Consider the following 24,386-nt stretch of genomic DNA (forward strand, 5'->3'; position numbering starts at 1 on the left):
ACAAATGACAGCCAGGCGACCCAAGCGTTTAACAATGCGCCACTTCGCGCTCGCCCAGGGAATGAGGCGCGCATTGTGCAAAGGGTCTGGGCTGGAAAACTTCAATCACCTCAAGGAAGACCTTGTGATAAAGCCCCTCGCCCTCGCGATCAGCGTGGTCGGCAGCCTGCTGTCGGCGCAAACCCAGGCCTACGATTACGGCCAGCACGCCAATACCACCCTGGAAAAGCTGATCAACGATTACCCCGGCCGGTATCGCGGCACGGCCAATTTCGCCGGCGCGGCAGATTGGATGCAAAGCCAGATGGGTTCGGCCTACAGCCTCAGTCGACAGAACTTCACCTGGAACAACGGCACTCGCGCTGCGCAAAACGTGGTGGCCTATGCTGCGGGCACTAAACCGCAATACGTGGTGATTGGCGCGCACTTCGACACCTACTTCGGCCGCCCGACCTTACAAGGCCTGGACGATAACGGCTCCGGCGCCAGCGTGCTGACCGAAGTGGCGAAGAACCTCGGCGGCTTGCAGCTGGAAAACGGCCTGCAAGTGGTCGCCTTCGGCGCCGAAGAGGAAGGCCTGCGCGGCTCCAAAGCCTTTGTCGATTCACTCAGCGCCAGCCAACGCGCGAATATGCTGGCGATGATCAACCTCGACAGCCTGATCACCGGCGACATGATGTACGCCCACGCAGGCCAGAACAGCACCGCCAACCCCGCGCTGGCATCGCTGCGCGAACACACCTTCCAGATCGCCAGGGAATTGAACATCCCGTTGTTCACCAACCCCGGCCTGGACCCGCAATACCCCAAGGGCACCGGCTGCTGCAGTGATGGCGAGCCGTTCGAACCGCTGAAGATCCCGATTCTGTATATCGAAGCCACCAACTGGGAGCTGGGCGATCTGGACGGCTACACCCAGACCAACAACCCGAAAATACCCGGCGGCTCCACATGGCACGACCCGGCAGAAGACAACAAAACCGTGCTGACCAATGCCTTCGGCCAGGAACGCATCGACCAGCGCCTGCGCGATTACTCGCGCCTGCTCAGCCGCCTGGTGTTGGAACTGACCAACGCCGACCTGCTGGCCTCGACCGCCTCGGGTGGCGCCGTTGCGCGCAACATGCAGGACAACCTGCAACGCCAGCATCAGGCCATGGTGCGCCTGCATGATCGCCGTTGGTTGACCTTGCAAGCGGCCAGCCGCGAGGTCGGAAGCTTCGATGGCGAAATCGGCATGGACGGCGAATACACCCCGGACAGCGGCTTCGACAGCCCGCTCAACCGCGATGCCCGACGCCTGGGCGTACACGCCTTGGGCGACTATCAGCTCACCTCCAGCCTGAATATCGGCGCCAGCCTCAGCTACCTCAACGGTCGTGACAAGCTGCAGCAGCGCGGCAAACTCGACAGCGACACCTGGCAGGCCGCGGTCTATGCCTTGCTCAACGATGGCGGGCCAAGCTGGCTGGCGGGCGATTTGAGCATCGGCCATACGCGTTTTGAGGCCAAGCGTAACCTGCTGATCCAAGCCAATGGCGGCCCGGTGCTGCTCAATCAACAACTGAGCGGCAATACCGACGCACTGTCCCTGGGCGCACACGTACTCGGCGGTTATGACTTCGACTTCGGCGCAATCAAAAGCGGGCCGTTTGCCGGCCTGGACTACAGCCATTCGCGTATCGACAAGTTCCACGAGAAACAGAACCTGCGCACCGCGCTGGAGTACGAAGAACAGTCTTTCGACTCCCTGCAAGCCAGCCTCGGCTGGCGCGTGCGCGGTGCTGTCGCCCTGCCTTATGGCTTGAGCCTGCTGCCATATGCCGACATCGCCTGGGTCAAGGAGCTGGCCGATGGCCGTCTCGATGACCTGCAATTGACCGCCCGCGCCGATGGCCAGGCGCGCACCGCCAAGCTGGGTTCAGTGGACAAAAGCTTTGGCCGCGCGCAAATCGGCAGCCAGTTGGCGATCACCCCGCAGCTGGGCGTTTACGCCGAGGTCAACAGCCGTCTTGGGCACGCCGAAGGCAGCCAGACCGGCTACTCCCTGGGCGTGCAATGGATGTTCTGATCAGGGCTTCTTGAACACGTAAAACAGGTTCGGCTCGCTGACCAGGTACAGCGAGCCCTCGTCATCCATCGCGATCCCTTCGGCCTGAGGCACGCGTTTTTTCAGGCCATGGCGCCCGTTAAGCAGGGAAAGACTGCTCAACGGGCGACCGTCGATGTCCAGTTCCAACACCAGGAACGACTCATCCGACAGCGCCAACAAATGCCCGCTGCGCTCGTCGTATTGCAGGCTCGACAGGTCGCGCACAAACAGCCCGGCATCGCGCTTGGGGTTGTTGATCACATGCACCGAGTAGGTTTTTTCCGGCTTGAAATGGGGAAACCCGTGCACCTCGTAAATCAGCATCGGGTCGCGCTCCTTGGCCACGAACAGGCGCTTGCCCACCGAGTCATAGGCCAGCCCTTCGAAACCCTTATTGCCGCCAAGGTGCACGCCCAGGGTCATCTGCTCCGCATCGGCGGCGTCGAGAAATTGGGTGTCGTCATTCACGTGCACCTTGATCAGCCGCTGCTGGGCTTCATCGCTGATCACATAAATGTTGTCACTGATGAACTCCACCGCCTCGGCATCGCCAAAGCCCACCAACGGGATACGCCGCAGGATCCTGCCGTCCAGGGACAACTCGATCAGCTCGGCGTTTTTATTGGTGACCGTAAACAGGCTTTTGCGTATCGGGTCGTACGTGAGGGCCGAGACATCATCGTCGAGCCCTTCGATGACCTTGGCTTCCAGGCTTACCCGGTAATCATTCAGGCCAATGGAGCGTTCATCGGCAGGATGGCGCCAGTGTTGAAGGTTGAACCAGGCCCGCTCGAACAAGCGAAAGTTCTGCGCGACCGCCCCGGCAATCACCAGGGCGAGCAGCAACAGGATAAAAAACGCGGGTTTGGGGCGGGCGAGTCGACGCATCAGGCAAGCTCAAAGTCAAAAAGTGGCGAATAAGTATCACGCCCGTCTGAATTTAAACTTAAACGCAGTCGACTGTCTGGCGAATGCCGCTGATAGCGAAGTATCCGACGTAATCGTCGGCTATTTCTGCTTCTCGAAACGATAGAACAGGTTGGGTTCGCTGACCATGTACAAGGTGCCGGCTTCGTCCATGGTGACGCCTTCGGCACGCGGGATGGTGTGTTTGAGGCCATTGAAGCCGCCCAGCAGGGTCATGAAGCTGACTTGCTCGCCCTGCGCGTCCAGCTCCAGCAGCAGATGGGAATCGGCCGACAGCACCAGCAAATGCCCGGTGCGCGGGTCGACGGCCAGGGCCGAGAGGTTACGCATGTCCAGCTCGGTGCTGGCGATCTTCTGCTTATCGCCGGTCAGCGTGGCGCCATCGCTTTTCCAGGTGAACAACGCCGGTGGGCGCTCTTCCCCGAGCACGATCTGCTGGTTGCGCTTGTCCCAGGTCACACCTTCAAATGCCTTGTTCTGGTCCTTGGACGGGCCAAGGTCATAGTGCTTGAAGTCGGCATAGTTCAGTTGCTGGGTGCTGGCGTCGACGTTCACCACGCTCAAGGTGTGCATGCGCTCGTCGACAATGGCCATCAGGCCGTTTTCCATCACTGTCACGCCTTCCGGGTTGTTCCAGCCGTTGAGCGGCATCTTGCGCAACACATCGCCTTGCAGGTTCAGCTCAACCAGGAAAGGGTTTTTGCCCATCACGGAAAACAGGGTTTTGGTCTGCGGGTTGTAGGACAGGTCCGAAGCCTCGTCCTTTTCCATGCCGGGCAGCAATTTGCCATCGATCACCGCGTGGTAATCCGGCAGCCAGACGCTGGCCTGGCGTTCGGCCGGGGTTTCGAACCGCTCAGCGATCCACAGCACCCCACGGTCGTCCCAATGCATCGCCCAGGCAATGCCGTACACAATGGCCCCGACCAGAAACAGCCAGGAATACCAGCGCAGGGCAAAACGTGAACGGGGCTTGGAAGTGAGGGTAGGCAGGGACACGGCCATTGAGCGCTTTTCCGCAGAGTCAGCTTTATGTGATAGCACAGGATCAACAGGCCCGCGCGCAGGAGGCTGGGGATTATCCGGATGGCGTGTGAAAAAAATGCAAAACCAAGCGCGCGTAAACCAGTGTGGGAACTGATTTGTGTGGGAGCTGGCTTGCCTGCGATGCAGACGACTCGGTCTTTCAGTTAGACCGAGGCGAGGCTATCGCAGGCAAGCCAGCTCCCACAGCTGATTGCATGCAGCCTTTAGCGAACGACGCTTTCGAAACGGCTACCGCCACCCAATTCCAGCACCAGCTCATCGCCCACATTCAACGGGCCTACACCGGCTGGAGTGCCGGTGAGGATCACATCACCCGCCTGCAGCGAGAAGCAGCCGGCCATGTGCTGGATCATCGGGACGATCGGGTTGAGCATCTGCGAGCTATTGCCGTCCTGGCGCACTTCGCCGTTGATGGTCAGGCGAATGCCGATGTCGGTCACGTCGGCAAAGGTGCTGCTGACCACAAAGGGGGCAATCACGGCGGCGCCGTCAAAAGACTTGGCGATTTCCCACGGCAAGCCCTTGGCTTTCAGCTCGGCTTGCTTATCGCGCAGGGTCAAATCCAGGGCCGGAGCGAAGCCGGAGATGGCATCCAGCACTTCTTCACGGCTGGGCTTGGTCGACAACGGTTTGCCGATCAACACCGCGATTTCCGCTTCGTAGTGCACCGAACCGCGCTCGGTCGGAATGGCGAAACCGCCTTCCAGCGCGACCACGCAACTGCCCGGCTTGATGAACAGCAACGGTTCGGTCGGCACCGGGTTGTCCAATTCCTTGGCGTGTTCGGCGTAGTTACGCCCGATGCACACCACTTTGCCCAAGGGAAAGTGGATGTTGGTGCCGTCGACATACTTGTGCTGGTAGCTCATGAAACGACTCCTTCAGGGCGGTTAAACAGGGAAGATCTTGCCAGGGTTCATGATCCCGTTCGGGTCGAACACCGCTTTCACTGCTTTCATGTATTCGATTTCAACCGGGGAACGGCTGTAGGTCAGGTAATCGCGCTTGGTCATGCCCACGCCGTGTTCGGCAGAGATTGAGCCGTTGTACTTCTGGACGGTCTCGAACACCCACTTGTTCACGGTGGCGCACTTGGCGAAGAACTCATCCTTGCTCAGGTTTTCTGGCTTGAGGATGTTCAGGTGCAGGTTGCCGTCGCCGATATGGCCGAACCAGACGATTTCGAAGTCCGGGTAGTGTTCGCCGACGATCGCATCAATTTCCTTCAAGAACGCTGGCACTTTGGAGACAGTGACCGAAATGTCGTTCTTGTACGGCGTCCAGTGGGAAATGGTCTCGGAGATGTACTCGCGCAGTTTCCACAGGTTGAGCAGCTGGGTTTCGCTCTGGCTCATCACGCCGTCCAGCACCCAGCCCTGCTCTACGCAGTGCTCGAAGGTTTCCAGGGCGTGGTTGGCAACTTCTTCGGTGGTGGCTTCGAATTCCAGCAGCGCGTAGAACGGGCACTCGGTTTCAAAGGGAGCCGGCACGTCGCCACGGCCCATGACCTTGGCCAGGGCTTTGTCGGAGAAAAATTCGAAGGCAGTCAGGTCCAGCTTGCTCTGGAACGCGTGCAATACCGGCATGATCGAATCGAAATCAGTGGTACCAAGCACCATCGCGGTGAGATTTTTCGGCGCACGGTCCAGGCGCATGGTGGCTTCGACCACAAAGCCCAACGTCCCTTCGGCACCGATAAACAGCTGGCGCATGTCGTAGCCGGTGGCGTTCTTGATCAGGTCGCGGTTCAGTTCCAGCACGTCACCCTTGCCGGTGACCACTTTCATGCCGGCCACCCAGTTGCGGGTCATGCCGTAGCGAATCACCTTGATCCCGCCGGCATTGGTGCCGATATTGCCGCCGATCTGGCTCGAACCCGACGAAGCGAAGTCCACCGGGTAGTACAGGCCTTTTTCTTCGGCGACGTTCTGCAATTGCTTGGTGACCACACCCGGCTGGCACACGGCGGTGCGGTCGGTGAGGTTCACGTCGAGAATCTGGTTCATGTAGTCGAATGAGACGACCACTTCGCCATTGGCCGCCACCGCAGCGGCCGACAAACCGGTACGACCACCCGATGGCACCAGCGCCACCTTGTTTTCATTGGCCCAACGGACGATGGCTTGGACCTGCTCGATGGTCTTGGGAAAGACGATAGCGGTCGGCGCGGGGGCGAAGTGCTTGGTCCAATCCTTGCCGTAAGCCTCCAGGGAGTCTGCATCGGTCAGCACTTTGCCAGGCTCAACCAGGGTCTTCAGCTCATCAATCAGGGCAGGATGGGTCATCGACGGAACTCTCGAACAATTCATGGTCATCCTGAGAACGCTTCACGTCGCAGGAATGGGTGTTTAGCGGGGCACGTATGCTAGCATACCGCCCCCGCAGGACAGAGCCCAAGGGCGTTCTGCGGTGACGGCTTTCCTGCCGTCCGGGTCAGCTCTGTGCCCTGATTTGCCAATACGTTTCTGTTTGACGAGCGGCTGTTGTTGTCAGGCAAGGCGCCGCGACGAGTCATAGCTTGCTATGGGGAGGAGCGGCAACGCAGCATGGCGGCAACAGACGCCGTCAAACAGGAACAGTATTGGTGAATCAGGGCACATCCTGCTGCTCGATTCCCTGCCATTTTTCTCCGGGATACAGGTTTACGCAGATGAGCAAGACTTCTCTCGATAAGAGCAAGATCAAGTTCCTTCTTCTGGAAGGCGTCCACCCATCGGCTGTCGACGTACTGAAAGCCGCTGGGTACTCCAGCATTGAGTACATCACCAGTTCTCTGCCGGAAGCCCAGTTAAAGGAAAAGATCGCCGACGCGCACTTTATCGGCATTCGCTCCCGCACTCAGCTGACCGAAGAGATCTTCGACCACGCCAAGAAACTCGTGGCTGTCGGCTGTTTCTGCATCGGCACCAACCAGGTCGACCTAAACGCTGCGCGCGAGCGCGGTATCGCGGTGTTTAACGCACCGTACTCCAACACCCGTTCCGTTGCTGAGCTGGTGCTGGCCGAGGCGATCCTGCTGCTGCGCGGCATTCCTGAGAAAAACGCTTCCTGCCACCGTGGCGGCTGGATCAAAAGCGCGGCCAACTCCTTCGAAATCCGCGGCAAAAAGCTGGGTATCGTCGGTTACGGCTCGATCGGCACGCAGTTGTCGGTGCTGGCCGAAGGCTTGGGGATGCAGGTGTTCTTCTACGACACCCTGACCAAGCTGCCATTGGGCAACGCCACCCAAGTGGCGAGCCTGACCGAGCTGCTGGGCATGTCCGACATCGTCACCCTGCACGTACCGGAAACCGCTGAAACCCAGTGGATGATCGGCGAGAAGGAAATCCGCGCCATCAAGAAGGGCGGCATCCTGATCAACGCGGCACGCGGCACCGTGGTTAAGCTGGACGCCCTGGCCGACGCGATCAAGGACAAGCACCTGATCGGCGCCGCTATCGACGTGTTCCCGGTAGAGCCACGCTCTAACGACGACATCTTCGAAAGCCCGCTGCGTGGCCTGGACAACGTGATCCTGACTCCGCACATCGGCGGCTCCACCGCTGAAGCTCAGGCCAACATCGGCCTGGAAGTGTCGGAAAAGCTGGTCAAGTACAGCGACAACGGTACCTCGGTGTCTTCGGTCAACTTCCCCGAAGTGGCGCTGCCGGCTCACCCTGGCAAGCACCGCCTGCTGCACATCCACCAGAACATCCCTGGCGTGATGATGGAGATCAACAAGGTCTTCGCAGAAAACGGTATCAACATCTCCGGTCAATTCCTGCAGACCAACGAGAAGGTTGGCTACGTGGTTATCGACGTCGACGCCGAGTACTCGGACCTGGCGCAAGAGAAGCTGCAGCACATCAACGGCACCATTCGTAGCCGCGTGTTGTTCTAACGCTTTGAACGCTGCATAAAAAAGGGAGCCTTTCGGGCTCCCTTTTTTGTCTGAACAAATCTTACTTGACGTTAACCGTGATGACTTTCGAGGCTACAGTCGGGTTGAACTGCATGTGCAGTTTGTCGCCAGCTACCAGTTGCAAGGTGTGCTTGCCTGGGGTGAGGGTCAACTCGGTCTCGGTCTGGGCCTTGCCGTAGTGGATCACGGTGTCGGTGGCCGGGATCGGCACGCTGGCGTCCGGCAGTTCTTTCTGGTCGATCAGCAGGTGGTGGTGGCCGGTGCCTGGGTCCTGGCTGGTCGCTGGCGCCAGTTTCAGGCCTTCCATACCGAACTTCACAGTGAAGGTTTTATCGACGGTGGCGCCGTCTTTTGGCGACACGATAAAGACTTTGGCGCCTTCCGGTGGTGCGCTGCGCGGGATACCGTCAGCGGCTGTGGCCAACATCGAAGCACCCAGCAAGAGGCTGGCCAGGGTTGCACGGGACAAAAGGGCTTTCATTCGCTTCTCCAGTTTTACGGTGAAATCTGTAGGGTTATGACAACTTCGCGACAAATTGCTGTCCAAGGCACTCAACACCATAGCAAGCGATGCTCAATGGCGCCTCGCACGCACAAATTCTTTAGGAGCGACCATGCGCTTTGTGCCTGGCCTTGTACTTTTACTGCCCCTGTTGAGCCCACTGGCTCACGCCGAACTGATCGATGACGTGTTTGATCGCGGCGAACTGCGCATCGCCCTGGAGGCCAACACCCCGCCGTACAACTTCAAGGACGGTGACAAGCTAACCGGTTTTGAAGTGGAGCTGGGTGAACAATTAGCCAAGGAAATGGAGGTTCGCCCCTCGTTCATCACTGTCGATGACGCCGACCTGTTGTCGGGTGTGGAAAGCGGCAAGTTCGACGTGGCCATCAACCATATTGCTATGACTGCCGCGCTGCAGGATCGGTTCGATTTCAGTGAGGCCTATAAGCAAACACCTGAGCTGGCCATTCCATTCCAAAAAGGCAACCCGGCATTCAAAAGCAGCCTGGACAATGCATTACAGCGGGTGAAGGCCGATGGTCGCTTGAAGGCGCTGACGCAGAAGTGGTTTGCACCTGAGTGAAACACAGTCGATGTGGGAGCTGGCTTGCCTGCGATGGCGGCATGCCAGTCGACACCGCTATCGCAGGCAAGCCAGCTCCCACATTTGATCTGGGTTGAACCTCAAAGTTGTGCCAGGGCAATTGCCGCCTCAGGCAGCTCCAGTTCACTGAACACCCGCACGCCATGGCGCTTGAGCAGCGCCGCCGTCACGCCTTCGCCGCTGACCTTCACGCCGCTGAAGGTGCCGTCATAGGTCAGCAGATTGCCGCAGGACGGGCTATTGGCCTTGAAAATCGCGATGCGGATGTTATGCCGCTGCGCCAACGCCAGTGCCTGGCGGGCGCCGTCGAGGAAGGCGGCGCTGAAGTCTTCGCCCTCGGCCGTCAGCACTTGCGCACGCCCTTCCCACACATCAATGCCCTGCCCGCCCGGGATCTCGGCGGAGGGACGCGGTGTCGGCAAACCGCCTGATACTTCCGGGCAAATCGCAACCACCCGGCCTTCGGCCTGCCAGGCCGCCAATTGATCGAAGGGGCCGCTGGCGCCACCGTCGTAGCGCACCTTGTGCCCGAGCAGGCAGCGGCTGATCAGAATCTTTTGCATGGTTAAAACGGCTCGTTACCGCGTCGGCGAAACCAGCCGGTCAGGGACAGGCGTTCGCGCGTGGCGGGCAGGACTTCGTGGGGCACCTCCCCGGACAGGAACACCACCAGGCTACCGCCGGTGGGCACCACATCGTATTCCACGCCGCCCTTGAGGTACATGCGCAACTGGCCGCCATGCTCAGGTAACCAGGCGTCATTCAAATAGACCACTGCCGAGACCATGCGCCGGTCATCGTCGCGAAAACGGTCCAGGTGCTTGAGGTAAAACGCCCCTGGCGGGTACATCGCGAAGTGGCTTTCGAAATCTTCCAGGCCCAGGAACAGGCTGCGGTTCATGGCCAGGCGCAGGCTGTCCATCACGCTCATGTAGCTCTCGCAGACAGCGGCGTCGCCCTCCTCCAGCCACTGGATATGGTCGCCGCGAATACCCTCGCGTATCTCCTGCGCGGGGCCGCGTCCTACAGCCGCCGGGGCCAATTCACCCTCAGCCGCACGTTTACGGCACTCAGCCGCCAACTCCAGGGTCAGAGCCTGGGGCAGGAAGCCGTTCTGCTGCGACCAACCTTTTTCGGCCAGGTCGTCGACGATGCGTTGCAGCAGCGGGTGTTCGAGGGATATTTGCATGGCGCGCATAGTATCCATACGCCTATGAATCCGACAGAGCCGCCGAGCGTCTGAACACACTTTAGTCAGGTGACTGATAGGATTTCTCGACAAATCCTACGCCCGACACGGACAATAGTGGCCGACTGACAGGAGTCCCTATGCGTCGTTTGTTTTTTTCCTTGCTGATGTTCTGCGTTTTGCCCGCCTGGGCAGACGGCCATGACCAGTTGTACAAGGTCGCCGGCTGGGCCGAACAACGTGCGCATTTTAATGACGCCCTGAGTGCCGCACAGCAACGCTATCGCAATAGCCTGCCGCCGGCGGTGTACCAGGCGCTGGTGGATAACAGCAATAAACGCTTCGCCGCCCAGGCCGTGGACCAGCGGGCCGAGGCGCAATTGCGCAAAAACCTGGCGGACCCGAAACCTGCCCTGGCGTTTTTCCAGTCGCCGTTGGGTCGCAAAATCGTTGCAGCTGAATTGCTGGCCACGCGCCGCGACCAGTTGGCAAAAAATGCCAAGGGCCTGCCGCACATCGAAGCCGACGCCACCCGCAGCCTGATCATCGGCCACCTGGCCCAGGCGCTGCCGGCCCGTGAAGCCGGCGCAGAAGTCAGCCTGGCGATTGCCGGCGTAGCAGCCGACAGTTTGAGCCAGATGATTCCCGGCCTGTTGGGCGGCGGTCAGGCGCAAGGCATGTTGAACGGCCAACGTGAGCGGCTGATGCAGCAGATCGGCAATGACTTGAACAACACACTGTTGTACGTCTATCGAGATTTGTCCGACCCGGAACTGGAAGAATTCGCCACGTTTGCGGAGTCGCCGGACGGTCGGGCGTATTACAAGGCGGCGCTGGCCGCGATTCGCGCCGGACTTGCAGTAGGTCAAAGCACTTCCAGCCTGACGCAATAAGTAATGTGGAAACAGGCCAGCTCCCACATTTGAACGGTGTTACTTCAGATGATCCGTCAGGAATTTGAAGTACTCTTCGCGAATCTCGGGAATCTCATTGGCCAAGTGATGCCGACCACGCGGCAGCATCAGCACCTGCGGCTGGTCGAACTTGCTCCGCAGCACCTGCAAGTTGTGCTGCCAGTCCACCGTCATATCTTCCTCTCCCTGCACGATCACCGGCCGCCGTGGGCTTTGCGGCGCAGCTTCGATGCGTTTGATCCAACGCGCCAGCGCGCCCACCCACGCGGTCGGCAGTTGGCGCGGCTGTAGCGGGTCAGCTTCCAGGAAGGGTTTGAACTTGGGATCGTGGGTGTTCTCGCTGAACCGCCGCGCAATGCCTTTGACGAACGGGCGCAGCAGGTAATAGCTGACCTGCGACCAACCCCATGCACGCGGCCGTACCAGGGGCGAGAGCAGGAAGGTCTTGCCCTGGGCCGGGCTGTCGGCGCCGTGGTTGAGCAAATGGTCCACCACCACCGCACCGCCAGTGCTTTGCCCGAACAGGTGCCACGGTTGCGGCAGTTGCAAGCTGTGGGCCTGCGCAAACAGCGCCTGCACCACGTCCTGGTACACCACAAAATCGTCAATGCTGGCGCGCTCGCCACTGGAAAGACCGTGGCCCGGCAAGTCGCAGGCAATCACCACAAAACCTTGATCCAGCGCCCAGTCCACCACATGCCGGTACAGGCCCATATGGTCGTAGAAGCCGTGGTACATGAACATTGTCGCCACCGGCGCAGACGGCCACCACACCTGCGCTACCACCTGGAAGCCATCCACTTCAAAACGGCCCAAACGGCTCACGACGGGTACTTTGCGCGCCGCCAGGTCCAGCCCATAGAAACGCTGGTAGACCCGCGCCTCGGCGCTGAGCGGTTGCGCATCCACCAGTGGCCGCAAGCTCTCGCGCAGATGATCGGGGTCAAAACTCACAGGCATAAAGGCTTCCAGACTGACGGTGAAGATGAATATCGAGCTGCGATATTCATCTGTCAGGGCAAGCATGGCAAGCTACGCGACCTTCGAGGATAGTTCCGAATGCGACAACCCTACCGCTCCGCCTTGTTTGCCGGCCTGCTGTTGGTCATCTGCGCCGGCGTGCTGTGGGCGGCTTATGACTGGTTCCAGGGCCGCTATTTGCGCGCATTCAGCGAACACACCGCGGTGTTTTCCGGTGATGCCCTGCGCCTGCCCGCCGAACTGGCAGGCCCAGGCCCGATTCGCCTGGTGCACTTCTGGGACCCGGCCTGCCCCTGCAACGTCGGCAACCAGCAGCACCTGGGCGAACTGATCGAGCAATACGCGCCCCAGGGCGTCGAGTTCTATGCCCTGCAAAAGGCCGGCAGCCACGGCCAACTGCCCGACAATTTGCGCAAGATGAAACCGCTCAATGCCCTGCTCGGCGCCGACCAAGTGCCGGCGACTCCGGCCGTAGGCATTTGGGATCGCAGCGGCAAACTCGCGTACTTCGGGCCGTACAGCGAAGGGCTGACGTGCAATTCGAGCAACAGCTTTATCGAGCCTATCCTCAAAGCCCTGGAGGCCGGGCGCGAAGTCGATGCCACCCACACCCTGGCGGTGGGCTGCTATTGCCAGTGGAGCAAGGCGTCAAACTGAACGCTGGCTGTTTGACCGGCAAACTCCGATAACCTGGCCGGCAGGCTCCTGTATTGTAAGCGTCCAGTGACATTGCAAGCAGACGCGAGACTCCATGAGCCAGTTAACCATCATCCTCTGGATGCTCAACGTTATCGTCGATACGTCCGGCCAACTGGCGTTCAAAGCCGCCGCCTCGGCCAGCGCCGAGCATGACGGCCTCGCCCACTGGAAACACATGCTCAAGCGCCCGTGGATCTGGCTGGGGATGATCTGCTATGTCTTCGAATTCGTGTTGTGGCTGGCGTTCCTGACGCTGGTGCCGTTGTCGGTCGGCGTGATGCTGGGTTCGATCAACATTGTGGTGATCATGATTGCCGGGCGTTTCCTGTTCAAGGAAAGCCTGAGCAAATGGCGGTTGATCGGCATCATGCTGATCGCCTGTGGCGTGACCGTCGTAGGGTTTGAATGATGAAACGTTTTTATATCCTGGGTTTTCTCGCGCTGATCATTTTCGACACCTTGGCGCAGGTCAGTTTCAAATTTGCCTCGGTGCATGCCGAACCGTTGACCATGGACGTCGCGTGGCTGGCCCGGGTGTTTGGCGCACCGTGGATCTACGGCGCCTTTGTCGGCTATATCGGCGCGTTTTTTACCTGGATGACCTTGCTCAAATACGCCCCGGTAGGCCCGGCGTTTGCGGCCTCGCACCTGGAGTTGATCAGCGTGACGCTGATCTCGGTCTGGCTGTTCGATGACACCCTGACCTGGCCGAAAATCATCGGCGGCGCGCTGATCATCGCGGGCATCCTGTGCCTGGCGCGCAGTGAAGACAAAGAGAGCAAAACCGTCGAGGCCGAACCTTCGCAGCCACTGGTGTCATGAACAAAGAAATCCCGCCCACCGCCGGCCTGCCCTTGCGCGGGCGGGACTTGCTCAGTTTATCGGGCGACCTCGCCCAGTCGCTGGCCCGCCAGTTTTCGATTCCACTGCCTGCACTGCCCTGCTCCGGCACCGCCGCGCTGATCATCGCCTTGCGCGTGTTGCAGCAGCGCATGCCTGGCCGCACTCGGCTGATTGTGCCTGCGTACACCTGCCCATTGGTGGCATTGGCCGCGCATTACTGCCCGCCGTTACGGGTGGTGCCCTGTGATTTGCAGCCCGGCAGCATTGACCTCGACGAGCAACACCTCAAGCAACTGTGCGACGACAGCACCCTGGCCGTGGTGGTCACCCACCTGGCCGGGCGCGTGGCCGATGTGGACGCCGCCAAGCGTATTGCCGAATCAGTCGGCGCCGTGGTGATCGAAGACGCCGCCCAAGCCCTGGGCGCCCTCGACGATGGCCGCAGCGTCGGGCTCAAAGGCGATGTGGGGTTTTTCAGCCTGGCGCTGGGCAAAGGCCTGACCACAGCCGAAGGCGGTGTGCTGTTCAGCCGCGACCCGGTGCTGCATCAGGCATTGCACCGTCAGTGCGCGCAGGACCTGCCCTTCAGCCTGCGCTGGGAGCTGCAACGTAGCGCCGAACTCTGGGGTTACGCGCTGCTTTACCAACCGCGCGGCTTGCACTACGTGTATGGCAAGGCGTTGCGCACGGCGCTGGCACAGGGTGATGAAGTGGCCGCCGTGGGTGATGATTTTTCGTTCAACGATATCCCGCTGCACCGCCTCGGCGGTTATCGGCAGAAGGTCGGCGCCGCCGCACTGGCGCGCTTGCCTGACTACTTGCAACAAGGCCGTACCCGCGCCTTACGCCGGGCGGCGCGCTTGAATGACTTACCCGGCGTCGCGGTGATCATGGACCGGCTGGGGCAGCAAGGCACCTGGCCGTTTTTGATGGTGCTGATGCCGACCGCGCAGGCGCGTGATGCCGCCATGGCGCAACTGTGGACATCCGGGCTCGGCGTGACCCGCCTGTTTATCCACACCTTGCCGGACTACCCCGCCGTCGTCCCGCTGTTGCAACCGGGCGGCGACATTAGCCAGGCCCAGGCATTTGCCAGCCGCACCCTGTCGATCAGCAACAGCCATTGGCTGACGGACGAACACTTCGAAAGCGTATTCGCCCAGCTAAAAGCTATTGTCGCCACCCCTGATTGATACGCGCCACCAGCCGGCCATTCAGCTCGTTCTGCTGCTGTTGCCAGATCTGCACCTGCGCCGGCGGCAGTTCTTCCTGGCCATCGGAGGCACTTAACCAGCGTTTGAACTTGCTCTCATAGTGGTAAGCCGACACATCGCCGGTGATGTCCGCCCCGATGATCCGGCCCTGGCAAGCGTCGATCAGATCGTTCAAATGCTGCTCCAGAAACTCGCCCTGGTCCCAATTGGTGTTGACCACTTCGGGGCTCAGCACGTCTTTGTCGATGGACAGGTAAACCGGCAGTGAACGGTCGAACTGCGCGAGGAACGCACGCATCAGCTCATCGGCGTTGCCGAACGCACGGTTGCTGCGCCCGGCGCCGATCCAGTTCATCCAGCGCGTGTCGACGTTGACGTTCCAGTAAGTCAGCTTGCGCTTGAGCAGCGGCGACCAGTGATTCTCCCAGGCATGGCCCAGGCCGATATCCTGGGAACCGATGCCCAACACATGCACATGCTCGACCTGTGGCAAACGGCTGGCCCAGTAAACCCATGAGCCACAATGGATGCCGAACGGGTAGCGCATGTTGTCAGGGTGGTTGTCGCAAATGATCAGTTGGAATTTCTGCTGCGTCGGCAGGCGGTTCAACAGCAGCTGGCTGAGGTGGTGATAATCGCCGCTGCCGGTGAACACACAGCCGTAATCGCTGGGCATCTGCGCGTGCAGGGCGGTTTCCAGCTCCTTGAACTGCGCCCAGCGGCAACCGAAGCGGATTTTTTCCTGCCAGGCCTGCATGGGCAAGGTAATCGCGCCGGGAATGTCACTCACGGCACTGTCAAAATCGAGGATCAGCGGCGCGCGGTCCTGGCTCATTGGGATTTCTCCTGCTGCCACTGCGCATCGCTTTCAAAGTGATGGCGGAAACGGTTGCCAAGCTTGCGCAGCAACGGGTTGCGGATCCAGACCAGATGACGGGTGAAGGTAAAGTCGGCGCCGAGGCTGGCCTTGACCTGCGGGTCGGTCCAACCCGCCACATAAAATTTCAGCCCATTGGCCACGGCGTATTCCAGGTTCACAAACCAGCTGACGAAGTACAGGTTGAATTCCAACGCTTGTGGGTAGTTGAGCCCGATGTACTTGTCGAGCAGCTTGTCGCCCTCTACGTAGCACAGGTTGTAGCCGATCAGTTCGTCGCAGTGCCAGTAGCAGAACACCCGCCCGTTGCTGGCGGCGTCCTGCAACAAGCTGCGGAAAAACGCCGGGGTCAACAGGTCAAAGTGAATCTCGCTCTGGTCGTACACCGCCTTGTACAGGCCGTACAACTGCGCAAGCCACGCCTCATCGTTGAAGCGCGCATCGCCAGTGTCCAGGACTTCCACCCGCAACGCCTCGCGGCTGCGCAGTTTGCGTCGGATATTGCGTCGACGGCTGTGGGACAAACGCGCCAGGTACTCGTCGATGCTGCTGAAGTTGATCGGCACATAAGCCAGCGCCTGGCCTTCGAGGCTGATAAAGCCGCGCCGGGTGCAGTCCTCGATCAAGGCTTGTGCGTAGCGGTTATCCGCCTCGCTCAGCAGCGGCGAGTCGCAGGGCACATCTTTGACGACCGTGAGTTTGCGCTGCGGTGCGCACTCTTCTTGCAGCCACTGCGCGAGGTCCTGGGGTGACACGTTGCGGGGCAATGGCGAATATTCGCTGACCGTGGTGCCGACAAAGCAGCTGTCGATACGCAGCCACGCATTCCAAAGACCAAACCCGGGCCAGCCGCGCACACGCTTCACGAACTCGTCTTCAGCCGTCGTCAGCAGGTCAAATGGCGTGAAGAAGTACGGCAGGCCCTGGGCGGACAGCCGGGCGTCAAAGCCCTCCGGCGGGTGCTGCAAAAACCGGCCGATCAACGAGGGCGCTTCCAGGCAGCACGCGTAGGCAACCTCGGGGCGGCTGGAGTCTGGGGTAGGTTGCGTGGCGCAAGTCATGGAAAAAAGCTCAAAGATGACCGGCGCAATAGTAGCGTACTCGACACATTCGGCACTTGAACCTCGGCTGTCGCTGCGGCGTATCAGCAATTCCCGCAGTTCTCACCAAACCGATTAGACTCCGTTGACCTTCAAGGTGACTGACTCAAGGACCGTCCATGAAACGCAGCCTGACCGTGCTCGCTATCCTGATTGCCGCCCTCTTGGCCGGCGCTGGCTGGTATGTGTACAGCAAGCAACCGACCCGCCAGGGCACCGAGACACTGGCCAACCTGCAAGGCGCCGTCACGGTGCGTTATGACGACCGTGGCGTGCCGCACATTCGCGCCGAGAACGAGACCGACCTGTACCGCGCCCTGGGCTATGTGCATGCCCAGGACCGGCTGTTCCAGATGGAAATCATGCGGCGCCTGGCCCGTGGCGAGCTGGCCGAGGTGCTGGGGCCGAAGGTGCTGGAGACCGACAAGCTGTTTCGCAGCCTGCGCATTCGCGAGCGCGCCTTGAGTTACGTCGAGCACATGGACCACGACTCGGCAGCCTGGAAGGCCTTGCAAGCCTACCTGGATGGCATCAACCAATATCAGGACAGCCACGCCAGCCCCGTGGAGTTTGACGTGCTGGGCATTCCTAAACGACGGTTTACCGCCGAAGACACCATCAGTGTTGCCGGGTATATGGCCTACAGCTTTGCTGCCGCGTTTCGTACCGAGCCGCTGCTGACTTACGTGCGCGACCAGCTCGGCAGCGACTACCTGAAAGTCTTCGACCTCGACTGGCAACCCAAGGGCGCCCTCAACCTGGCCGCCAGTGACTGGAAATCCCTCGGCGCCCTTGCCACCTTGAGCGACAAGGCCCTGGCCGACAACGGTTTGCCGCAGTTCGAAGGCAGCAACGCCTGGGCCATCAGCGGCAGCCGCACCAAAAGCGGCAAACCGTTGCTGGCCGGTGACCCGCATATCCGTTTCTCGGTGCCGTCGGTGTGGTACGAGGCGCAATTGTCGGCGCCGGGTTTTGAGCTGTACGGCTATCACAACGCACTGGTGCCGGTGGCGTTTTTGGGGCACAACCTGGATTTCGGCTGGAGCCTGACCATGTTCCAGAACGATGACCTCGACCTGATCGCCGAAAAGGTCAACCCGGACAACCCCAACCAGGTCTGGTACCACGGCCAATGGGTCAACCTGACCAGCAGCGAACAGCAGATTGCGGTCAAGGGCCAGGCGCCGGTGACGCTCACCCTGCGTCAGTCACCCCACGGCCCGATCATCAATGACGTGCTGGGCGAGAATGCCGGCAGCACGCCGATTGCCATGTGGTGGGCGTTCCTCGACACCGAAAACCCTATCCTCGAAGGCTTCTACGAACTCAACCGCGCCGACACCCTGGCCAAAGTGCGCGCCGCCGCTGCCAAGGTGTCCGCGCCGGGCCTGAATATCGTGTGGGCGAATGCCAAGGGCGATATCGGTTGGTGGGCGGCGGCGCAGTTGCCGATCCGCCCGGCCGGCGTTAACCCGGCATTCATTCTCGACGGCAGCACCGCCCAGGCGGACAAATTGGGCTTCTACCCGTTCAGCGCCAACCCACAGGAAGAAAACCCGGCCCGTGGTTATGTGGTGTCGGCCAACGCCCAACCGGCCTCACCCACCGGCATGGAAATCCCTGGTTACTACAACCTCGCCGACCGCGGCCAGCAGTTGAACACGCAGTTGAGCGATAAAAGCGTGAAGTGGGACGTGAACAACAGCCAGGCCTTGCAATTGGGCACCACCACCGCCTACGGCCCACGCCTGCTGGCGCCGCTGTTGCCGGTGCTGCGTGAAGTGGTCAAGGACCCGGCGCAGTTGAAACTGGTGGAGCAGCTTGCAAGCTGGAAAGGCGACTACCCGCTGGACTCCACCAGCGCCACGCTGTTCAACCAGTTTCTGTTCAACCTCACCGACGCGGCCTTCCACCCGAAACTGGGCGATGCGATGTTCAAAACCCTGATCACCACGCGGGTGATCGACGCCGCACTGCCACGCCTGGCCGCCTCGGCGGACTCGCCATGGTGGAACGGCAAGCGCGCGGACACGGTAAAACTCGCCTGGGACAACAGCCTCGCGCACCTCAAGGCCACCTTTGGCGATGACCCGTCGCAATGGCAGTGGGGCAAGGCCCATACCCTGACCCATGGGCATCCGTTGGGCATGCAGAAGCCACTGGACAAGATTTTCAACGTCGGCCCATTCCCGGCGCCCGGCACCCACGAAGTGCCGAATAACCAATCGGCCATGATCGGCCCTGCGCCGTGGCCCGTGACCTATGGCCCGTCGACCCGGCGCCTGATCGACTTTGCCGACCCGGCCCATGCATTGACCATCAACCCCGTGGGGCAAAGCGGGGTGCCGTTTGACTCGCACTATGGCGACCAGGCGGAAACCTATATCGAGGGTGGGTACGAGCAGGCGCATTTCAGTGAGGAAGAGGTGACGGCGAATACCCGTGGCACGCTGAAGCTGTTGCCTGCCCGGTAACAGCCTGTAAACCCGATCAATGTGGGAGCTGGCTTGTGTGGGAGCTGGCTTGCCTGCGATAGCATCAACTCGGTCCATCAGGCAGACCGAGTTGATGCTATCGCAGTTAGTCTGTGTTCGCCCGCATCCGCCCCGGCGCCTCGCCATAGGTTTCCTTGAACTTCTTGCTGAACGCCGCCTGGGACTGGTAACCCACCTGCGCCGCGATATCCAGCAGGCTCAGGCGCGATTGGCGCAGCAGGTTGAATGCCAACTCCATGCGCAGCTGCGTCAGCAGCACCCACGGCGACACGCCCGCGACTTTCACAAACGCCCGCATGAAGGTGGCCCGCGACATGGTGGCGGCTGCCGCCAGGCTGTCGATGGTCCACTCATGGCCGGGCTCGGCCAGCATCGCCTGCCAGGCTTTGCTCAGGCGCTTGTCGGCGAGCAACGCGAAGGTGCCCGCCACCGGCGCCTGGCGGGTCAGCCAGGTGCGCAGGATCAGAGTGAACAAGGCCGACGACAGCGCGTCGATAAACGAGCGTGCGCCCAGTTGCTGGCCGTCCGCTTCGCTGCGCAGTAAAGCAATCAACGCGGCCAACTGCCCATCGCCCTGCCACTCACGGCTGGACACCACCAGGTAGTCCGGCAACGCACTGAACAACAACGACTGGCGGTTGTAGTGAAAGTTGCCGCAGAGCATATCCACGTCCGGCTGCTCTCCTCCCAGGCGGTGGATCGGCAACAGGCCGCCCTCGATGACGGTCTGCGCCACCGGCTTGACCCGCGCGCCCTGGCTGCGTACCAGGTGCGTCGCGCCACCGGGCATCAACAGGATGTCGCCCTCCTCCAGCGTCACCTGCTGGCCGCCCGACAACTCGGCGTGGCAGGTGCCCGCCAGCACAATGTGATACGGCGCCACGCCCAGCGGCTCAGGCCCGTGGTCCATGGCCCACGCGCCCTGGAACTGGCAGCGCAGATCCAGACTGCCGCGCAGGTTGGCCAACGCAATCAGGGTGTCGATGGAGTTCATTTGCGAGCATCGGTCAAAAAGGTGAGTGGATCGAACAAAAGCGCCAAACCTGAACCGCGCACACTGGCTTCACACCCAACCCGTTCAGGAGTTACCGCAATGTTCAATAACTGGTCCAACTTGCTTGCTAACGTGAATAAAACCTTTGGCGCGCTGGGCAAGAGCAACCCGAAGATGGTCAAAGCCTACATGGCGCTGGGCGAGGCTGCCGAGGAAAACCAAGTACTCGACGCCAAGACCCGTGAGCTGATTTCCATCGCCGTGGCCATCACCACGCGCTGCGACGGCTGTATCGCCGCGCATGCCGACGCGGCGATCAAGGCCGGCGCGACCCGAGAAGAAGTTGCCGCCACCCTGGCCACCGCCATCTCGCTGAATGCCGGTGCTGCGTACATCTATTCGCTGCGCGCGCTGGAAGCCTACGACACGCTCACACCGGCGCCGCAAAGTTAAGCCGGAACTGTTGCGGCGTCACGCCCAGCCGGCGGTTGAACACACTGCGCATGTGCTGGGCGTCACGGAAACCGCATTGATAGGCCACAGTCTTGAGCGGTGCGGGGCTGCTTTCGAGCATCACCCGCGCCGCGTCCACTCGCGCCCGCTCGACAAACTCGGCAGGCGTTATGCGCGCCTCACGAGCAAATACCCGAGAGAAATTACGCGCACTCATGTTGGCCGCCTTGGCCAGATCGGCAATGGTCAAATCCCCGGTCAAGTTCGCCAGTACGTAAAGCTGCACCAACGCCACCGCCGAAGTGCTTTCGGCGTGAGGCGTGAGGAACGGGCTGAACTGCGACTGCCCGCCCGAGCGCTGGGTGAACACCACCAGTCGCTTGGCCACGCTCAGCGCAACTTCCGGGCCGTGATCCTGGGCCAGCAGGTACAGCGACAGGTCGATGCCAGCCGTGACGCCCGCCGAGGTGTAGAGATTACCGTCCTGCACGTAGAGACGGTCGGCATCCACCTGGGCCGAGGGGCACAGGCGCGCCAGGTCGGCGGCATCGTTCCAGTGCGTGGTGACGGTTTTGCCATCGAGCAACCCGGCGCGCGCCAGCATGAAGGCGCCATTGCAGATCGAGCCAAAGCGCTGTGCGCGTGCGGCGGCACCGCGCAGCCAATCATCAAACTGGGCGCCGAAATCCTCGAAGGGCAGCTGAGGGCCACCAGCGACCAGCAGCAAGTCGTAGGCTTGCAGGGCTTCGGGGTAATGCCGATGGGCCTGCAATGAAAGGCCGTTAGAGGCGGCCATCGTACCGTGGCCCAGGCCGATCACTTCAAGCTGATAATGGTCTTCGGGCAGCAGGAAACGGTTGGCCTCGCAGAACACATCCATGGGGCCGGTCACGTCCAGTGACTGGACGCCGGGGAAGATCAGGATGGCGACGGTTTTGCCCATGAACAACACACCTTCTACTGGAGGAACATAAACCCCTGTGGGAGCTGGCTTGCCTGCGATGGCCTCCCCTCAGTCTAACTGACAGACCGAGTCGTCAGCATCGCAGGCAAGCCAGCTCCCACATTTGACCGCATGTGGCTTGATATCGAGCCACATTGGCCGACATCGCACCCTCGCCGCGATAGCCCCATCGCGGGCACGCGACCAGACTTCACTCATCGGCGCCGCCCCCGGCGCTTTGTTGAGGAGAACGACCATGAGCAACTCCATCGCCGGCATCCAGATCCCGGACAGCGCCCTGGCCAAGGCCACTACCGAATACATCCGCGACGTCGAGTCCGACCTGCTGTACCACCACTCGCGCCGGGTGTTTCTGTTCGGTGCGTTGAGCGGTGAGCGCAAGCAACTGGCCTACAACCCGGAGCTGCTTTACGTCGGCGCGATGTTCCATGACCTGGGCCTGGTCGAAGGCCATCGCAGTGACAACGAGCGTTTCGAAGTGGACGGCGCCAATGCAGCGGCCGCGTTCCTCAAGCCTTACGGGCTGAGCGATGACGATATCGAACAAGTCTGGCTGTCGATCGCCCTGCACACCACGCCGGGTGTACCGCAGCACTTGCGCCCGACCGTAGCACTGGTGACTGCAGGCGTTGAGATGGACGTGCTGGGCATGGACTACGCCGCCTTTTCCAGCGTGCAGCGCGAGGCCGTGGTGCATGCGCATCCACGCGGCGAAGAGTTCAAGGAATGCATCATCTGCGCGTTTGCCGACGGCTTGCGCCATCGCCCGCAGACCACGTTTGGCAACGTGAAGACCGATGTGTTGGTGGACCAGGAGCCGGGGTTCAAGCCGATGAATTTTGTCGAGGTGATTCGCAAATCGCCATGGGCTGCATAGCTGACTTGAAATGCAATCAAATGTGGGAGCTGGCTTGCCTGCGATAAGGCCATGTCAGTCGACTCATCCTTCGACTGACACACCGCTATCGCAGGCAAGCCAGCTCCCACATTGTTTACGTGTTGCGCCAGTTAGACCGGCGCAGGCGCCCGGCGCTTGTCCGGTTGCTGCCAACCGTCCGCCGCCGCTTCTTCGATGGCTTGTTGGATCGCCTTCTTGCGCATCTCTTCGGCCCGACGGCTGAAGAACCACACCAGGAAGGTCACCAGCGACACCGCCAGCAGAATCAAACTGGCCACGGCGTTGATCTCGGGTTTAACCCCCAGACGTACTGCCGAGAACACTTCCATCGGCAACGTAGTCGAACCCGGCCCCGACACGAAGCTGGCCAGTACCAGGTCGTCCAGCGACAGCGCGAACGACATCATGCCGCCCGCTGCCAGGGACGGCGCGATCATCGGGATGGTGATCAGGAAGAACACCTTCCATGGCCGTGCACCCAAGTCCATCGCCGCTTCTTCGATCGACAGGTCCAGCTCACGCAAGCGCGCCGACACCACGACCGCCACATACGCCGCACAGAACGTGGTGTGGGCGATCCAGATGGTGACGATGCCACGTTCCTGGGGCCAGCCGATCATCTGCGCCATCGCCACGAACAGCAGCAACAGCGACAGACCGGTGATCACTTCGGGCATCACCAATGGCGCAGTCACCAGGCCGCCGAACAGCGTGCGGCCCTTGAAGTGGCTGATACGGGTCAGCACGAACGCCGCCAGCGTACCCAATGCCACCGCCGCAACGGCGGTGTAGCAGGCGATTTCCAGAGAGCGTGCCACCGAGCCCATCAACTGGGTGTTGTCCAGCAAGCCCACGTACCACTTGATCGACCAACCGCCCCACACCGTCACCAGTTTGGATTCGTTGAACGAGTAGATCACCAGGATCAGCATCGGCAGGTAGATAAACAGCAACCCCGCTACCAGCATGAAACTCGAGAAACTGAAGCGCTTCATATCTTGCCCTCCATCTCTTTGGCTTGGCTGCGGTTAAACAGGATGATCGGCACGATCAGGATCGCCAGCATCACCACCGCCAGGGCAGACGCCACCGGCCAGTCACGGTTGTTGAAGAATTCTTGCCACAGCACTTTACCGATCATCAGGGTTTCCGGGCCGCCGAGCAGTTCAGGAATCACGAACTCGCCCACCACCGGGATAAACACCAGCATGCAACCGGCGATGATGCCGTTCTTGGACAGCGGCACGGTGATTTTCCAGAAGCTGTTGAAGGTGCTCGAACCCAGGTCCGATGCGGCTTCCAGCAGGCTCTGGTCGTGTTTAACCAGGTTGGCGTACAGCGGCAGGATCATGAACGGCAGGTACGAATAGACCACGCCGATATACACCGCAATGTTGGTGTTGAGGATCTGCAGCGGCTCGTTGATCAGCCCGATGGACATCAGGAAGCCGTTGAGCAACCCGTTGTTGCTGAGGATGCCCATCCACGCATACACGCGGATCAGGATCGCGGTCCAGGTCGGCATCATGATCAGCAGCACCAGCACGGTCTGCATCTCTTTGCGCGCGCTGGCAATGGCGTAGGCCATCGGGTAGCCGATCAACAGGCACAAAATCGTGCTGAAAAACGCCATCTTCAGCGAGCCGAGGTAGGCGGCGATGTACAACTCATCGTCGCCGAGCATCGCGT

General features: G+C 60.8%; 25 protein-coding genes. 11 read left to right on the forward strand and 14 right to left on the reverse strand.

From position 1 onward, the window contains the following. Positions 1 to 124 precede the first annotated feature (124 nt). Positions 125 to 2,071, forward strand: coding sequence for an autotransporter domain-containing protein (locus HBO41_RS21315; RefSeq protein ID WP_169987598.1), 1,947 nt, complete (start codon positions 125 to 127; stop codon positions 2,069 to 2,071). On the opposite strand, the gene HBO41_RS21320 is transcribed toward HBO41_RS21315, so the two are convergent. The 4 genes from HBO41_RS21320 to HBO41_RS21335 all read right to left on the reverse strand — a co-directional run bounded on the left by HBO41_RS21320 (position 2,072) and on the right by HBO41_RS21335 (position 6,351). Beyond that, entirely contained in the window at positions 2,072 to 2,980 is a 909-nt protein-coding gene (locus HBO41_RS21320) for an SdiA-regulated domain-containing protein (protein ID WP_017139507.1), read from the reverse strand. Positions 2,981 to 3,100: 120 nt separating this feature from the next. Next, a complete protein-coding gene (locus HBO41_RS21325; RefSeq protein WP_169987600.1) occupies positions 3,101 to 4,024 on the reverse strand; it encodes an SdiA-regulated domain-containing protein in 924 nt (307 codons plus the stop codon). Between the two features lie 245 nt (positions 4,025 to 4,269). Next, positions 4,270 to 4,935 (reverse strand): fumarylacetoacetate hydrolase family protein, encoded by a 666-nt coding sequence (locus tag HBO41_RS21330; RefSeq protein ID WP_017139509.1) that lies wholly within the window; start codon positions 4,933 to 4,935, stop codon positions 4,270 to 4,272. 21 nt (positions 4,936 to 4,956) lie between these two features. After that, positions 4,957 to 6,351, reverse strand: coding sequence for an FAD-binding oxidoreductase (locus HBO41_RS21335; protein ID WP_169987602.1), 1,395 nt, complete (start codon positions 6,349 to 6,351; stop codon positions 4,957 to 4,959). Positions 6,352 to 6,716: 365 nt separating this feature from the next. Here HBO41_RS21335 and serA point away from each other — a divergent pair, with 365 nt between their 5' ends. Further along, positions 6,717 to 7,946, forward strand: coding sequence for a phosphoglycerate dehydrogenase (gene serA, locus HBO41_RS21340; protein ID WP_017139511.1), 1,230 nt, complete (start codon positions 6,717 to 6,719; stop codon positions 7,944 to 7,946). Positions 7,947 to 8,007: 61 nt separating this feature from the next. On the opposite strand, the gene HBO41_RS21345 is transcribed toward serA, so the two are convergent. After that, on the reverse strand, positions 8,008 to 8,448 hold the full coding sequence (locus HBO41_RS21345) for a DUF4399 domain-containing protein (protein WP_017139512.1): 441 nt from the start codon (positions 8,446 to 8,448) through the stop codon (positions 8,008 to 8,010). A gap of 133 nt (positions 8,449 to 8,581) precedes the next feature. Here HBO41_RS21345 and HBO41_RS21350 point away from each other — a divergent pair, with 133 nt between their 5' ends. Beyond that, positions 8,582 to 9,055 carry a transporter substrate-binding domain-containing protein gene (locus HBO41_RS21350; protein WP_169987604.1) on the forward strand — a complete coding sequence of 158 codons (474 nt, stop codon included), beginning with the start codon at positions 8,582 to 8,584 and terminating at the stop codon, positions 9,053 to 9,055. A 101-nt stretch (positions 9,056 to 9,156) separates the two neighbouring features. Here HBO41_RS21350 and HBO41_RS21355 read toward each other — a convergent pair whose 3' ends face one another. Together HBO41_RS21355 and HBO41_RS21360 are read right to left on the reverse strand one after the other, a co-directional pair. Further along, positions 9,157 to 9,639: a DUF523 domain-containing protein gene (locus tag HBO41_RS21355; protein ID WP_169987606.1), complete on the reverse strand. Its 483-nt coding sequence runs from the start codon at positions 9,637 to 9,639 to the stop codon at positions 9,157 to 9,159. A gap of 2 nt (positions 9,640 to 9,641) precedes the next feature. Beyond that, positions 9,642 to 10,274 (reverse strand): 2OG-Fe(II) oxygenase, encoded by a 633-nt coding sequence (locus tag HBO41_RS21360; RefSeq protein WP_099550311.1) that lies wholly within the window; start codon positions 10,272 to 10,274, stop codon positions 9,642 to 9,644. A 131-nt stretch (positions 10,275 to 10,405) separates the two neighbouring features. Here HBO41_RS21360 and HBO41_RS21365 point away from each other — a divergent pair, with 131 nt between their 5' ends. Beyond that, positions 10,406 to 11,158, forward strand: coding sequence for a DUF2059 domain-containing protein (locus HBO41_RS21365; RefSeq protein ID WP_099550310.1), 753 nt, complete (start codon positions 10,406 to 10,408; stop codon positions 11,156 to 11,158). Positions 11,159 to 11,197: 39 nt separating this feature from the next. Here the strand turns inward: HBO41_RS21365 and HBO41_RS21370 are convergent, their stop codons facing one another. After that, on the reverse strand, positions 11,198 to 12,139 hold the full coding sequence (locus tag HBO41_RS21370) for an alpha/beta hydrolase (protein ID WP_169987624.1): 942 nt from the start codon (positions 12,137 to 12,139) through the stop codon (positions 11,198 to 11,200). A 99-nt stretch (positions 12,140 to 12,238) separates the two neighbouring features. Between HBO41_RS21370 and HBO41_RS21375 the strand changes: the two genes are divergently transcribed. The 4 genes from HBO41_RS21375 to HBO41_RS21390 all read left to right on the forward strand — a co-directional run bounded on the left by HBO41_RS21375 (position 12,239) and on the right by HBO41_RS21390 (position 14,895). Next, positions 12,239 to 12,817, forward strand: coding sequence for a DUF6436 domain-containing protein (locus HBO41_RS21375; protein WP_017139518.1), 579 nt, complete (start codon positions 12,239 to 12,241; stop codon positions 12,815 to 12,817). A 94-nt stretch (positions 12,818 to 12,911) separates the two neighbouring features. After that, positions 12,912 to 13,268, forward strand: coding sequence for an EamA family transporter (locus HBO41_RS21380; RefSeq protein ID WP_169987608.1), 357 nt, complete (start codon positions 12,912 to 12,914; stop codon positions 13,266 to 13,268). Then, positions 13,268 to 13,681: a multidrug efflux SMR transporter gene (locus HBO41_RS21385; RefSeq protein ID WP_017139520.1), complete on the forward strand. Its 414-nt coding sequence runs from the start codon at positions 13,268 to 13,270 to the stop codon at positions 13,679 to 13,681. Before HBO41_RS21380 ends, HBO41_RS21385 begins: the two co-directional genes overlap by 1 nt. Further along, the gene (locus HBO41_RS21390; protein ID WP_169987610.1) at positions 13,678 to 14,895 is read left to right on the forward strand and encodes a DegT/DnrJ/EryC1/StrS family aminotransferase; all 1,218 of its coding nucleotides are present in this window, start codon (positions 13,678 to 13,680) and stop codon (positions 14,893 to 14,895) included. Before HBO41_RS21385 ends, HBO41_RS21390 begins: the two co-directional genes overlap by 4 nt. Here the strand turns inward: HBO41_RS21390 and HBO41_RS21395 are convergent. Both HBO41_RS21395 and HBO41_RS21400 read right to left on the reverse strand, forming a co-directional pair. Further along, the gene (locus HBO41_RS21395) at positions 14,873 to 15,751 is read right to left on the reverse strand and encodes a hypothetical protein (protein ID WP_017139522.1); all 879 of its coding nucleotides are present in this window, start codon (positions 15,749 to 15,751) and stop codon (positions 14,873 to 14,875) included. The genes HBO41_RS21390 and HBO41_RS21395 overlap by 23 nt on opposite strands. After that, positions 15,748 to 16,854: a GNAT family N-acetyltransferase gene (locus tag HBO41_RS21400; RefSeq protein WP_169987612.1), complete on the reverse strand. Its 1,107-nt coding sequence runs from the start codon at positions 16,852 to 16,854 to the stop codon at positions 15,748 to 15,750. Before HBO41_RS21400 ends, HBO41_RS21395 begins: the two co-directional genes overlap by 4 nt. Before the next feature lie 158 nt (positions 16,855 to 17,012). Here HBO41_RS21400 and HBO41_RS21405 point away from each other — a divergent pair, with 158 nt between their 5' ends. Further along, positions 17,013 to 19,367: a penicillin acylase family protein gene (locus HBO41_RS21405; protein WP_169987613.1), complete on the forward strand. Its 2,355-nt coding sequence runs from the start codon at positions 17,013 to 17,015 to the stop codon at positions 19,365 to 19,367. 106 nt (positions 19,368 to 19,473) lie between these two features. Here HBO41_RS21405 and HBO41_RS21410 read toward each other — a convergent pair whose 3' ends face one another. Continuing rightward, a complete protein-coding gene (locus tag HBO41_RS21410; protein ID WP_017139525.1) occupies positions 19,474 to 20,382 on the reverse strand; it encodes an AraC family transcriptional regulator in 909 nt (302 codons plus the stop codon). Positions 20,383 to 20,481: 99 nt separating this feature from the next. Here HBO41_RS21410 and HBO41_RS21415 point away from each other — a divergent pair, with 99 nt between their 5' ends. Further along, positions 20,482 to 20,835, forward strand: coding sequence for a carboxymuconolactone decarboxylase family protein (locus tag HBO41_RS21415; RefSeq protein ID WP_017139526.1), 354 nt, complete (start codon positions 20,482 to 20,484; stop codon positions 20,833 to 20,835). Here the strand turns inward: HBO41_RS21415 and HBO41_RS21420 are convergent. Further along, positions 20,813 to 21,778: a GlxA family transcriptional regulator gene (locus HBO41_RS21420; RefSeq protein WP_017139527.1), complete on the reverse strand. Its 966-nt coding sequence runs from the start codon at positions 21,776 to 21,778 to the stop codon at positions 20,813 to 20,815. The genes HBO41_RS21415 and HBO41_RS21420 overlap by 23 nt on opposite strands. Before the next feature lie 256 nt (positions 21,779 to 22,034). Between HBO41_RS21420 and HBO41_RS21425 the strand changes: the two genes are divergently transcribed. Beyond that, positions 22,035 to 22,676: an HD domain-containing protein gene (locus HBO41_RS21425; RefSeq protein ID WP_169987614.1), complete on the forward strand. Its 642-nt coding sequence runs from the start codon at positions 22,035 to 22,037 to the stop codon at positions 22,674 to 22,676. Positions 22,677 to 22,807: 131 nt separating this feature from the next. Here HBO41_RS21425 and HBO41_RS21430 read toward each other — a convergent pair whose 3' ends face one another. Then, positions 22,808 to 23,692 carry an ABC transporter permease subunit gene (locus HBO41_RS21430; protein WP_056860728.1) on the reverse strand — a complete coding sequence of 295 codons (885 nt, stop codon included), beginning with the start codon at positions 23,690 to 23,692 and terminating at the stop codon, positions 22,808 to 22,810. After that, the coding region (locus HBO41_RS21435) for an ABC transporter permease subunit (RefSeq protein ID WP_169987616.1) at positions 23,689 to 24,386 on the reverse strand (698 nt) is incomplete at its 5' end. The genes HBO41_RS21430 and HBO41_RS21435, both read right to left, overlap by 4 nt.

Origin of the sequence: Pseudomonas sp. WS 5146 (assembly GCF_012985495.1) — a bacterium.
In the GTDB taxonomy this organism is placed as follows: Bacteria; Pseudomonadota; Gammaproteobacteria; order Pseudomonadales; family Pseudomonadaceae; genus Aquipseudomonas; species Aquipseudomonas edaphica.